The sequence below is a fragment of the Streptomyces sparsogenes genome (genome assembly GCF_001704635.1).
In the GTDB taxonomy this organism is placed as follows: domain Bacteria; phylum Actinomycetota; class Actinomycetes; order Streptomycetales; family Streptomycetaceae; genus Streptomyces; species Streptomyces sparsogenes.
Genome location: NZ_MAXF01000177.1, coordinates 17,976 through 29,742, shown reverse-complemented (window position 1 = coordinate 29,742; position 11,767 = coordinate 17,976). Strand labels below are relative to the sequence as shown.

The window sequence follows — 11,767 nt, the reverse complement described above, 5'->3', positions numbered from 1 at the left end:
GTACGCCCTCGAAGGCAAGACCGTACTGCCGCTGGCCACCGGCGGCACCCTCGCCCACGTCCTGGCCATCGACTACGCGCTGCGGCCGGTGCTGGGCTCCATGGGCGCCGGACACATCCTCCAGGGCTGGTTCACCCTTGACAAGGACCTCGAGGTCGGCCCGGACGGCGCGCTGACCATCGCCCCCGGCTCCGCCGAGGCCCTCGGCCAGGCCGTGGACCGGTTCTCGCTCGCCCTCGGCGGCACCCCTGTGCTCGCCGCCACCGGCTGACGCCGCCCGGCGCGTCCCCCGGCAGGCCGGTGCCGGGTCCGCGGCCGGCCACGTCGGCGGTTGCGCGAGAACCATCGTTCTCGTAGAGTTCGCGACAGGGAGAACGATGGTTCTCGCCGGTGAGGAGCTGATATGTCCCAGGACCCGACGGCCCAGGAGCCGCGTCCCCCGTTCCCGCCCTTCACCCGGGAGACCGCCACCCGGAAGGTCCGCGCGGCCGAGGACGGCTGGAACTCCCGCGACCCCGAAAAGCTCGCCCTCGCCTACACGGTGGACTCCCGCTGGAGGAATCGCGCGGAGTTCGTCGACGGCCGCAAGGAGATCGTCGCCTTTCTGACCCGGAAGTGGCGCAGAGAACTGGACTATCGGCTGATCAAGGAGCTGTGGTCGTTCGACGGCGACCGGATCGCCGTGCGCTTCGCCTACGAGTGCCACGACGACTCGGGCAACTGGTACCGGTCGTACGGCAACGAGAACTGGGAGTTCGACGAGAACGGGCTGATGAAGCGCCGCTACGCCTGCATCAACGACCTCCCGATCAAGGAGTCCGAGCGCAGGTTCCGCTGGCCGCCGGGCCGCCGCCCGGACGACCACCCGGGGCTCAGCGACCTCGGCCTGTGAGGGGCCGGGCCCGCGCGGTGTCCGCCTGGCCCCCGCTCGACGTGGCGGGTGGCCGTCGACTAGGTTCATGAGCACGGCATCGCGTGTCGGTCACCGGCTGGGTGAGGCATGGAGGTGCCCGGGACATGCCTTATGGAGGCATTCCGCCATGTCAGTCGAGTTGAACCACACCATCGTGCACTCCCGGGACAACCGGGAATCCGCCGAGTTCCTGGCGAACATCCTGGATCTCGAGGTCGGCGCCGAATGGGGCCCGTTCATCCCCGTGGCCACCAGCAATGGAGTCACCCTGGACTTCGCCACGATCCCGGCCGAGTCCATCGTCATGCAGCACTACGCCTTCCTCGTCTCCGACGAGGAGTTCGACGCGGCCTTCGGGCGCATCAAGCAGGCGGGGATCACGTACTACGCCGATCCGCACGGAAAGCAGCCGGGCGAGATCAACCATCACCACGGCGGACGCGGCCTGTACTTCATGGATCCGGCCGGCCACGGGATGGAGATCATCACCCGCCCCTACGGCAGCCATGAGCAGGGGACACCGGAGTCCTGAGGCGGCGACCGGCCGAGGCGCGCGCCTCGGCCGGTGGCGCCTCGGCCCCTCCCCGCCGAGCCGCCGCTAAGCCCCCGCTCCCACGGTCTCCCCGGTCAGACAGGCGTACGCCCGCAGCCGGCCCGGGTGTTCCGGCTCCGCGCCGACCCGCAGCGCCGCGTACGGCCCGGGCAGCCCGATCAGGCGCGGCAGCTGGCGGACCGTCAGGGTGTCCCCCGGGGCGAGCAGACCGTCCAGGACCGCCTCGACGAGCAGGTGGTTGAGGTGGACCAGGGTGTCCGCGACGGTGCTTCCGGCCGTGGCCACATACAGCTTGCGCCGCACGGGTGGCCGGTGGCGCGGACCGATGGCCTCCGGGATCCGGACGGGAGTGTCGGGGCGGGGTGGCAGACCTCGGGAGCCGTCGAACAGCTTGAGCAGTCTGCGCAGCCCCGCCGAGGCGGCCGCCGGGGCCGGCCCCGCCCACGCGGCGGAGCCGTCCTCGGCGATGTGGTCGAACCGGAACCGGTCGCCGAGGTTGTCCGGGTTCCCGGCCAGGAAGATCGTCCGGGAGAAAGAGCGCCGCCACGCCGCCAGCCGCTCCGGCGCCGTTCCGATGGCGAACTCGCAGGTGGCGCGGGTCCACGCGGCGAGCTCGAAGCGGCGCACCACGGACACGGCGAGCAGCCCGTCCGTGTCGGCGGACTCCTGGATCCGGGCGTGCGCCTCCGCCAGGGCGGCGGCGGTGGACAGGTCGAGTCCGGCGGCCAGATCGGGCCGGGCGACCTGGACGCGCCGCGCCGCCTCGGCCCGCAGCAGGTCCTGGGAGAGCTTCACAGGAACACCGCCGGCAGCAGCTCGTGGAGCGGGACCGGGCGGCGCCTGGCCAGCAGCCCGGAGGTCAGTCGGTACGGGTCGACGGCATGGGCGTGGGGGGCGCGCTGCCGCGCCAGGAAACCGGTCAGGTCCCCACCGGGCGGATCCGCCGGGCCGCCGTGTCCGCTCAGCATCCGCTCGGCGCGGATCACGCACTGGCGCAGCAGGTCCGGGCGGAACGACTGCTGGTCGCCGGGCCCGAGCGTGGCGATGAAGTACAGCCGCGTCCCGAGCCGCAGCGCCGCGTCCTCGTGGTCGGCCCCCAGGGCCTCCAGCAGCGCGCCCGCCGAGTGGCCGCGCCAGTCGCCGTGGCGCGCGGAGCGGATCCGCCCGTCGATCGGCACCCGCCCCACCGGCACCCGCCGCACCACCGGGCCGAGCGCCGACAGCACGCGCTGCAACAGCTGGTAGTCGGGGCCCAGCTCCGGGTCGTGGAGCAGCACCACCTCGTCGTAGCCGGGGACGAGGGGGATCAGCTCGCGCAGCGCGCAGGCCAGGTAGTTGGGCCGGCCGCGCGCCGTGGCGATCTGCCGCAGCGGCAGCCCGTACCGGGTGGCGTCGAGGTAGACCGGCCCCCCGTACTCGCGCATGTCCAGACACAGCCCCAGCGGCCCGAGGCGGTCCAGCACCTCGTCGAGGGCCATGCCGGGCGGCTGGTGTTCGACCAGGCCGGGGTCGTGCATCCCCAGCCGCGCGTACTGCGCCGACCACAGCTCCAGGACCCGGGCGCCGGCCGGGTGCACCCAGCCGTGGTGCTCGATCGCGTCCAGGTAGGGCCCCAGCGCGGACACCGGGGTCGGGCGGCCGGCGGCGCGGTAGCCGACGTACAGCTCGCCGATCTCCTCCTCGGTGAGCCGGGAGTAGTCGGTGTCACCGAGCGTGTGGTCCAGATACTCCCAGAAGCCGAGAGTCTGATCGGTGGGGTGGTAGGTGGTGGGGCTGTAGCGGTAGGTCACCTCGGCGAGTCGCGCGGTGGCGCGGTACATCACATCGACCCACAGCAGGCCCTTGAGGTGGCTGGGGGTCAGCGGCTTGCAGGGGGTGACGGTGACCGGGGCGAGCAGGACCCGGGGCCGGCCCGGCCGGGGCGCGGCCGGTGCGCCGGGGACCCCGGGGAGCGCGGCCGGGGCGTGCGAGGGCGCGGGGCCGCCGCCGAGCAGCGGTATCGGTTCCGCCGTGCCGGTCATGCCGACCGGCCCCCGTGGACCAGGAACACCCTCTCGGCGCCCTCGGCCGACCTCGGCGGCACCGGGTCCCGCCACCTGCCGTAGTGGGCCGACGGCTCCCCGGGCTGCACCGCCTCCACGGTGAAGCCGTGCCGCTCGAACAGCGCCTCGGGCTCGTCCGTGCCGAACACCCACGGACAGCCCCAGCGGGCGAACACCTCCAGCAGCCCCCGCACCCCGGGGGCGGTCAGCGCCACCTCGTTGACCAGATCCGCGGCGATGCGGCTGCCGGGCGCCGTCAGCGCGGCCACCCGCTCCAGCAGCCCGTGCACCTCGGCCTCGGAGAAGTAGTACAGCAGCCCTTCGAAGAGCCACACCGACGGCAGCCCGGGATCGTAGCCCGCCTCCCGCAGGGCGTCCTCCAGGCCCGGGGCGAGCAGGTCGGCGGGGACCGGGCGGCGGTCGGTGGCCGGCCGCTCGGCGGCCAGCAGCTTGTCCTTGACCTCCAGGACCGCCGGCCGGTCGATCTCGAAGAAGCGGACGTGGTCCGGCCAGGCGAGCCGGTAGGCCCGCGCGTCCATCCCCGCCGGGGCCAGCACGATCTGCGACACCGACCCGTCGGCGGCGGCGCGTTGCAGCCAGTCGTCGAAGAACCGGGTGCGGATGGGGTTGAAGTCGAAGGTGCTGGGCACCGTGCGCGGGGCGCCGCCCTCCGGGAAGGTCGCCGATCTGATCTCGGCCAGCAGCCCGGGGCCCGCCTCGCCGACGAGCAGCCCGGCGTACGGATCGTCGTAGAGCCGGTCCTCCCTGCGGCTCTCCCCGGCCCTGAGCGCGGCGGTCAGCAGACAGGTCCGCTCGATGGCGTCCAGTTGCGTCATGATCGGTCTCCTTGCCGGGCGGCGGCGGTCAGCTGCCGCCAGTTCTCGGGGTCCTGTCGGAAAAGCCGGTCCTTGACCTGGGGCGGGCGCACTCCGCGGGCGACGGTGTCCTGCCACTCCCTCAGAAACGCGTCGGGGTCGAGCAGGAGCAGCGCCACCGGGCCCAGCCGTCCCGCGTCCCGGGCCGCCCGGTAGCCCGCCGACTCCCGGGCGAGCCCGGTGTCCAGCGCGGCGGTGATCCGCCGTGTCTCGTCCGCGCTCCACACCGACTCGCCGGCGAGCGCGAACACATACCGGGGCGCCCCGCCCTCCGGGGTCTCCACATGGCAGGCCGCGTTGCGCGCGGCGAGGCCGGCGACGCCCAGCGCCGACCGCAGCGCCCGGACGACCTGGGCGTCGCGCAGCCGCTCCCCGGCCGCGTCGGACACGTTCCTGCGGCCGGCGTACGACAGCCGCGGCACCCCGTCCACCGTGTCGACCACGCGGACCACGTCCCCGCCCGCGTACCGGTAGAGCCCGCCGACATGGCTGTAGATCACGTGGTACTCCCGGCCCGCTTCCAGCTCGTCGGGCCCGAGCGTCGCCACGTCGGGGCCCAGCTCCTGGTCGGCGTCCACGAACTCGTACACCGAGGCCGTGACGACCAGGCTGCCCGCCGTCGGATGGCGGTCCAGGGCCACGCCCACCGGGCCCTCGGAGGCCGCCACGGGCGCCGGCAGGGCCGTCACCCCCGGGCCGAACTCCTCGCGGAGCCGGGGGAGGTAGAGCGAGGCGAGGCCGGTGGTCCAGCAGAACAGCAGCCTCATGTTCGGCCAGACGTGGGCGGGCCGTACGGTGCCGAAGTACGCGGCGAGCCGCTCCAGTTCGGCGGCGCGCTCCCGGTTGGGCGCGCGGTACGGATGGCCCCCGAGCGTGCCGTCGCGGACGTCCTTGACGATGCGCGGCCACCACTGCCGCAGCTGGTACGGCAGCGCGGCCACCATCGCCGGGTTGATCCCGATGACGCAGCGGACATCGCTCTCCACGGCCATGCGCAGCCGCAGGTACATCTTCTCCAGGTAGTCTCCGGCCGCCACCGGCACCGGCAGGGTGGCCCAGGGCGCGGCGGTGCCCGGCTCGGCCGACAGGTGCTCGCCGAACATCTTCCCGAAGTCGACCTGGCTGGCGCCCACATGGGGACGCCCGGAGGCCGTGGTCGGATGGGCGGCCACCGGATCGTGCTTGAGGTTGAGCACGGCGTCCGGACGGGTGAGGACGTCCGGGAAGTGCTCGGCCATCGGGGCCCACGCGGCGTAGTAGAAGGGGAAGAAGGTGGTGCGCATGAAGCGGGGGGTGACCGGGATCTTCTTGTGCGCTCCCGTGCTGCCGCTGCTGGTGAAGAACACCGCGGGCTGGTCGGCGGTCAGCACGTTCGGCTCGCCCTCGGCCATCCGCTCGATCCACGGCGACAGCGCCGCGTAGTCCTGGACCGGAACCGCCGCGCGGAGGTCGTCCAGGGTGCGCAGGCGGCCGAGGTCATGGGCCTTCCCGTAGGCGGTCCCCGCGTTGAAGGCCAGCAGGTCGGCGAGGACTTCCCGCTGCCGGGCGGCCGGGTCCGCGAACGCCTCCCGCAGCCGGTCCCGCTCCAGGAACACCCGCGCCCGGTAGCGGTCGAGACGTTCCTCGCCGGCCGGGGGCCCGGCGGTCGTGGTCTCAGCGGTCTTCATCCGACAACACCTCTCGTATGGCCTGCGCGGTCTCGACGACATCGCCCCGCGCCCGGATCACGGTGACCGGCAGATGGCTGACCTCGTCCAGCATCAGGCGCCGCAACCGGGTCTGGAACGCGGCGAAACCCGCCCGGTCGGGGCGCTCGCCGTAGTACTCGAGCCGGTTGGTGGCCGCGCCGTTGCCCGACCGCCGCCAGGCCGCGGCGGGCGAGACATCCAGGAACACCACGCGCCGCGGCTGCGGGAAGGAGCGCCACCACGTGAACATCGGGTTGTCGCGCAGCCCGGCGAGCCTGCACTTGGCCAGGATCTTGTAGTAATAGGAATCAACCAGCGTGGGTGCGGCCTTGTCGCCCTCCTCGATCCGGTCGCGCAGATGCACCACCGCCGTCTGCAGCAGACTGGCGGTGAATTCCGGGGAGTAGTCCCGCCCCAGGGACGGGAGCACATCCACGGCCAGGTCCCTGCGCAACCTGCCGATCAGCGCGTGAGCGGGCTCGAGGAAACCCTCGTCCGTGGAAATCAGCCGCCAGGACGGGGACGCCCTGGCGAACTCCGACATCACCGAAGACTTTCCGGCGTAGTCCGGCCCCAGAAGAACGGAAAAGCCGGCATGGGTCGTCCGCACGATCGGCACTCCTCACGTAGTTCAGGCGCTCACCACCGCGGCCGGCCGCGTGGCGGCCCGCCGGTCGGCTGCCGGGGTGCCGTCCCGGCTGGGTGGATGAAGTCAACATCGCCGCGATAGGCATCCGGTCAGGAGGAGTTGGGAGTCCGCGCGGACCGGGGCGGCGGGACGGCGCGAAACGGAGCGGCGGCTGGCGGATCGGCACTGACGTCGTACGACTCGCCGCGCGCACGGGCCCGCCGCGCGCGGGTCGGTGTCCATATCCTGGTCCGGCACGCGGCACGGCCGCACCGAGGACCGGAAGAACGGACTTTCCCCCGGACTTTCCCCGTCGGCCTCCCGGATTCCCCGCCCGGCCTCCCGGCTCTCCCGCCGCGCCTCCCGGCTCTCCCGCCGCGGAAACATCGCGGCGCGCCGACCCCGCCGACTACAGTGATCCACGAGCGTCGGGGGACAGGGCTCGGAGGCGGGGGAATGCGGGGGACGGCGTTTTCGCGTGCGTGCGAGGAGCGGCGGTGGACACGGCCGGCGGTCTTCCTCGCCGTCTACGCGGCGGTGGCCGCGCGGCTCGGAGAGTCCCAGGAGCTGACCGCCCGGCAGTTCCACCGGTGGCGGCAGCCCGGACCGCCCTGCCCCCGGCCCGCCGCCCAGCGGGTCCTGGAGGAGATGTTCGACACGCCACTCCACCACCTCGGCTTCGACGTGCCCGCACACCGCCGGAGGGACACCGTGGCCGCCCGGGCGGCCACGGCCGAAGCGCCGCGGGCCGCCTTGCGGTTCACGGTCCTGGGCCCGGTGCGGGTACGGCGCGGCGAGGAGGAACTGGCCGCGGGGCGGCCGCAGGAGCGCGCCCTGCTGTGCGCCCTCCTGCTGCGCCGCGGCCGCACGGCCACCGCCCAGGAGCTGGTGGACGCGGTGTGGGGCGGCAAACCGCCGCGGAGCGCGCTGCCGACCCTGCGCACGTACGCCTTCCAGCTGCGCAGGACACTGGGACCGGGCGTGCTCGTCTCCGACTCCGGCGGCTACGCGCTCCACACGCCGGCCGACGCGCTGGACCTGATGGTGTGCGAGAGCTACGAGGCGCAGGCCAGGAGCGCCAGGGCCGCGGGCGATTCGCCGCGCGCCCGGAGCCTGCTCCACCAGGCGCTGGCCCTGTGGCGCGGCGAACCCCTCGGCGGTGTCCCCGGACCCTACGCGCAGGCACAGCGCGCCCGCCTCGCCGAGTGGCGGCTCACGCTCCTCCAGGCCCGGCTGGAACTCGACCTGGACCTGGGACACCACACCGAGGCCCTCGCCGAGCTCACCGCGCTGTCCGTCGAACACCCGCTGTGGGAGCGGCTGCGCGCCCTGCAGATGCTCGCGCTGTACCGCGGCGGCCGACAGGCCGAGGCGCTGCGGGTGTACGCCGACATCCGCCACCTACTCGCCGAAGAGCTGGGCGTGGACCCCGGACCCGAACTGACCGAGCTCTACCGGAACGTCCTGTGCGCCTCCCCGGCCCTCGCCCCCGCCCCGTCACCGCGGCGGCCGCCCGCCGAGGCCGCGGGGCCCTACCACGCGCCGCGCGCGGCCCAACTCCCCGCCGAGCCAGCCGACTTCACCGGCCGCGACACCCTCGTGCGGCGTCTGACCGGGCGACTGGCCGGCGCCCCCGACCCGGTGCCGCCCGTCCTCGCCCTGCGCGGGCCCGGCGGCGTGGGCAAGACCGCGCTGGCGTTGCGGGTCGCCCACGCGGTCCGCGGCCACTTCCCCGACGGACAGCTGTACGCCGACCTGCTCGGCCAGGACCCCGCCCCCGCGGATCCGGCGGCCGTCCTCGGCGCGTTCCTGCGCGCCCTGGGCATCCCGGCCCCCGCCGTCCCCGACGGCACACCGGAGCGGGCCGCGCTCTACCGCTCCACCCTGGCCGGCCGCCGGGTGCTGGTCCTGCTCGACAACGCCCGCGCCGGAGCCCAGGTCCGGCCCCTGCTGCCCGGCGCCCCCGGCTGCGCCGTCCTGGTCACCAGCCGCGCCCGGCTCGCCGACCTCTGCGGTGCCCACGCGGTGGACCTCGACGTGATGAGCCCGGGGGAGGCCCTCGTCCTGTTCGCCCGCGTCATCGGCGAGGAGCGCGCCGCCGCGGAACCGGAGGCCTGCCGCAAGGCCGTGGCCGCCTGCGGGTTCCTCCCGCTGGCCGTCCGTATCGCCGCCGCCCGCCTGGCCGCCCGCCCCGCCTGGACCGTCGCCGCCCTGGCCGCCCTGCTGGCCGACGAGCGCGGCAGGCTGGACGAGCTGCGGATCGGCGACCTCGCCGTCGCGTCCTGCTTCGCGTCCGCCTACGGGCGGCTGGCACCGGAGCAGGCGCGCGCCTTCCGGCTGCTGGCCCTCGCGGACGGCCCCGAGCTGTCCGCGACCACGGCCGCCGCGCTGCTCGGCCGCGACCGGCGCGACCCGTCCGTCGGAGCCCTCCTCGAATCCCTCGTCGACAGCGGCCTCCTGGAGTCGCCCGCCCCCGGCCGCTACCGCTACCACGAGCTGCTCCGGCTCTACGCACGCCACCGCGCCGACGTCGAGGATCAGCCCTTCACCGCCACCGCTTTGAAGAACGTGTAGTGAAACGTCCCGCCGTCCTCCGCCGTCCGGCGCAGATCGGCCAGGCCCCGGTCCCAGTCGGCCGGGGTGGCCAGCCCGGCGGCCAGCGCCTCGGCGCGGACGGACTCGATCATGGCGATGAAGGTGTCCCGGGTGAAGCCCTCCACGAGCGCCGGGCGGGTGCGGTCGGCGTAGACGGTCCGCGGGCCGACGACGATGTCGCCGTACCCCGCCCCGGCCAGCAGCGGCTGCAGCCGACGGCCGATCAGCGCGTTGCCGCCCGCCGCCGACTGCAGCCGCACCTGGCCGGCGATCGCCGCGTCGGCGTACGCGCTGGCGGGGTGGAAGAACGCCGACCCGTGGTCCCCCTCGATCACGGTGATCGTGCCCCCGGGCCGCAGCACCCGCCGCAGCCCGGCCAGCGCCAGGCCCGGGTCGCCCAGATGCTCCAGGAGGAAGCAGACGAAGACGTGGTCGAACGACCCCTCCGCGAACGGCAGGTCGAACACGTCGGCCCGGCGCCACTCCACCCGGGCCCCGGGCGCCTGGGCCGCCACCCGGGCCCGGGCCCGGTCCAGGGAGTCGGCGGAGATGTCCGCCGCGACGATGTGCGCCCCGGGGCTGGACGCGAGCAGATGCACGGTCTGCGCGCCGACCCCGCATCCCATCTCCAGCACCCTGCTGCCCGCCGGGTACGCGGTGCCGGTGTGCAGCAGCGCCGCCAGCGTGTCCGCCTGGTCGCCCAGGCGGCGGGCCTCGTGCCGCGAGTAGCCATGGACGTAACCGGGCGCCGTGGCCGGGTCCACGGCCGTGTCGCTGCCCGTGCCCATGCCCGTGCCCATGCCCATGCCCGTTCCTGTGTTCGTGTTCAGGTTCGTGTTCGTGTGCATGTGATCACCGTGTCGCGATAATGGCCCGGTGAACAGGTCCAATGAGAGCCTCTCCGACCGGTCCATAACCTCCGCCCCCGCCACCTCCACCCCCGCCACCCCCGGCCCTGCCGCCTCCGGCTCCGACTTCCTCCAGCTGGACATCGCCCAGGCCCCGCCGGGCGGCCTCGCCGACTGGCTCGCCCGGAAGCTTCGGGCCGCGATCGCGGACGGCCGGCTGCCGGTCGGCGGCAGGCTGCCGGCCACCCGCGTGCTGGCCGGGGAGCTGCGGGTGTCCCGTGGTGTGGTGACCGAGGCCTACCGGCGGCTGACCGAGGACGGGCATGTCGCCGGGCGCGGGCGGGGCGGCACCGTCGTGGTCGCCGCTCCGGTGTCCGCGCCCACGCCGCCGGCGCCGCCCGCGTGGCGGCCGTCCCCGCCCGGGGGCCGCCCACCGGCCGGCGCGCCGTTCGCCGGCCCGCCCGGCGCGGACGTCTTCGACACGCTGCGCGCGGCACCCGCCAGGATCGACCTGTCGCCCGGCCTGCCCGACCTGGCCTCGTTCCCGCGCGCCGCCTGGCTGCGCGCCGAACGCTCCGTGCTCGGCGCCCTCTCGGTGTCCGGCCTCGGATACGGGGACCCGCGCGGAACCCCCGCGCTGCGGCGGGCCGTCGCCGACTGGCTGGCCCGCAACCGCGGGATCAGGGCGGACCCGGCCGACATCCTCGTCGTCGCCGGCACCGCCCAGGCCCTCACCCTCACCGGCCGGGTGCTGCGGGCCGACGGGATCCACCGGGTGGCCGTGGAGGACCCCGGATCGCTGGGCGCCCGCCAGCACCTGCGCCACTGCGGGCTGGACACCCCGCCGGTCCCGGTCGACACCGACGGCGTGCGCGTCGACGAGCTGCGCGCCACGGGCGCCCCGGCCGTCCTGCTCACCCCGGCCCACCAGTTCCCGACCGGGGTGGTGCTCGGCGGTGAGCGGCGACGGGAGCTGATGCGGTGGGCCCGGGCGGGCGGGCTGATCATCGAGGACGACTACGACGCCGAGCACCGCTACGACCGGCCACCCGTCCCCGCCCTGCGCTCGATGCTGCCCGAACACGTCTGTTACGCCGGGAGCGTGTCCAAGCTCCTCGCCCCCGCCCTCAGGGTCGGCTGGATGCTCGCGCCACCGGCGTACCGGGACGCGCTGGTGGCCGCCAAGCGGTTCACCGACCTCGGCAACGCGGCGCTGCCCCAGCTGGTGCTGGCCCACCTGATGGAGTCGGGGGAGCTGGAACGCCATCTGCGCCAGGTGCGCCGCCGCCACCGCCGCCGCCGGGACGCGATGATCCGCGCCATCCGGGCCCACCTGCCGGGCGCGGTGGCCCACGGCGCCGCGGCCGGCCTGCACCTGACGGTCACCTTCGACGGCGATTTCGCCGACGCCGGCCTCGCCCGCGCCGCGCTCGCGCAGGGCGTGAAGACACAACCCCTGTCATGGCACTCCCAGCGCCCGGGCCGGCCGGGACTCGTCCTGGGCTACGCCGCGAGCACGCCGACCGACATCGCCGAAGGCATCGCGCTCATCGGCGAGGCCCTGCGGCGCCTCGGCCCCTGACGCGCATGCCACCTGGCCGGGCATCGGCCCGCACTAGCGTGGA

Annotated in this window: 11 protein-coding genes; 5 read left to right on the top strand and 6 right to left on the bottom strand. The window is 74.8% G+C overall.

Features of this window, described 5'->3' with window-relative positions; translation table 11 throughout:
* From BBH68_RS33010 to BBH68_RS33000, 3 genes are all read left to right on the top strand, one after another.
* Positions 1-271, top strand: a 271-nt coding sequence (locus tag BBH68_RS33010; RefSeq protein WP_174589124.1) for an NAD(P)H-dependent oxidoreductase, incomplete at its 5' end; no start/stop codon positions are given.
* 132 nt (positions 272-403) lie between these two features.
* Positions 404-892 (top strand): nuclear transport factor 2 family protein, encoded by a 489-nt coding sequence (locus BBH68_RS33005; protein WP_065967440.1) that lies wholly within the window; start codon positions 404-406, stop codon positions 890-892.
* Between the two features lie 148 nt (positions 893-1,040).
* Positions 1,041-1,445 (top strand): VOC family protein, encoded by a 405-nt coding sequence (locus tag BBH68_RS33000; RefSeq protein WP_065967439.1) that lies wholly within the window; start codon positions 1,041-1,043, stop codon positions 1,443-1,445.
* A 66-nt stretch (positions 1,446-1,511) separates the two neighbouring features.
* Here the strand turns inward: BBH68_RS33000 and BBH68_RS32995 are convergent, their stop codons facing one another.
* The 5 genes from BBH68_RS32995 to BBH68_RS32975 are packed head-to-tail and all read right to left on the bottom strand — an operon-like array spanning position 1,512 to position 6,681.
* A complete protein-coding gene (locus tag BBH68_RS32995) occupies positions 1,512-2,261 on the bottom strand; it encodes a DUF6182 family protein (RefSeq protein WP_065967438.1) in 750 nt (249 codons plus the stop codon).
* Complete coding sequence (locus BBH68_RS32990) at positions 2,258-3,487, bottom strand: hypothetical protein (protein ID WP_174589123.1); 1,230 nt, start codon at positions 3,485-3,487, stop codon at positions 2,258-2,260. Before BBH68_RS32990 ends, BBH68_RS32995 begins: the two co-directional genes overlap by 4 nt.
* Positions 3,484-4,344 (bottom strand): SAM-dependent methyltransferase, encoded by an 861-nt coding sequence (locus tag BBH68_RS32985; protein WP_065967437.1) that lies wholly within the window; start codon positions 4,342-4,344, stop codon positions 3,484-3,486. Before BBH68_RS32985 ends, BBH68_RS32990 begins: the two co-directional genes overlap by 4 nt.
* Entirely contained in the window at positions 4,341-6,050 is a 1,710-nt protein-coding gene (locus BBH68_RS32980; protein ID WP_065967436.1) for a GH3 family acyl-acid amido synthetase, read from the bottom strand. The genes BBH68_RS32985 and BBH68_RS32980 overlap by 4 nt, the downstream gene beginning before the upstream one ends.
* Positions 6,037-6,681, bottom strand: a complete 645-nt coding sequence (locus tag BBH68_RS32975; RefSeq protein WP_342673161.1) for a hypothetical protein — start codon at positions 6,679-6,681, stop codon at positions 6,037-6,039. The genes BBH68_RS32980 and BBH68_RS32975 overlap by 14 nt, the downstream gene beginning before the upstream one ends.
* Before the next feature lie 474 nt (positions 6,682-7,155).
* Between BBH68_RS32975 and BBH68_RS32970 the strand changes: the two genes are divergently transcribed.
* Positions 7,156-9,273, top strand: coding sequence for an AfsR/SARP family transcriptional regulator (locus BBH68_RS32970; RefSeq protein WP_065967434.1), 2,118 nt, complete (start codon positions 7,156-7,158; stop codon positions 9,271-9,273).
* Here the strand turns inward: BBH68_RS32970 and BBH68_RS32965 are convergent.
* The gene (locus BBH68_RS32965) at positions 9,237-10,142 is read right to left on the bottom strand and encodes an L-histidine N(alpha)-methyltransferase (protein WP_079151362.1); all 906 of its coding nucleotides are present in this window, start codon (positions 10,140-10,142) and stop codon (positions 9,237-9,239) included. The two genes, BBH68_RS32970 and BBH68_RS32965, sit on opposite strands and share 37 nt — an antisense overlap.
* Before the next feature lie 28 nt (positions 10,143-10,170).
* Between BBH68_RS32965 and pdxR the strand changes: the two genes are divergently transcribed.
* Positions 10,171-11,724, top strand: a complete 1,554-nt coding sequence (gene pdxR / locus BBH68_RS32960) for a MocR-like pyridoxine biosynthesis transcription factor PdxR (protein WP_079151361.1) — start codon at positions 10,171-10,173, stop codon at positions 11,722-11,724.
* Positions 11,725-11,767: the final 43 nt, after the last annotated feature.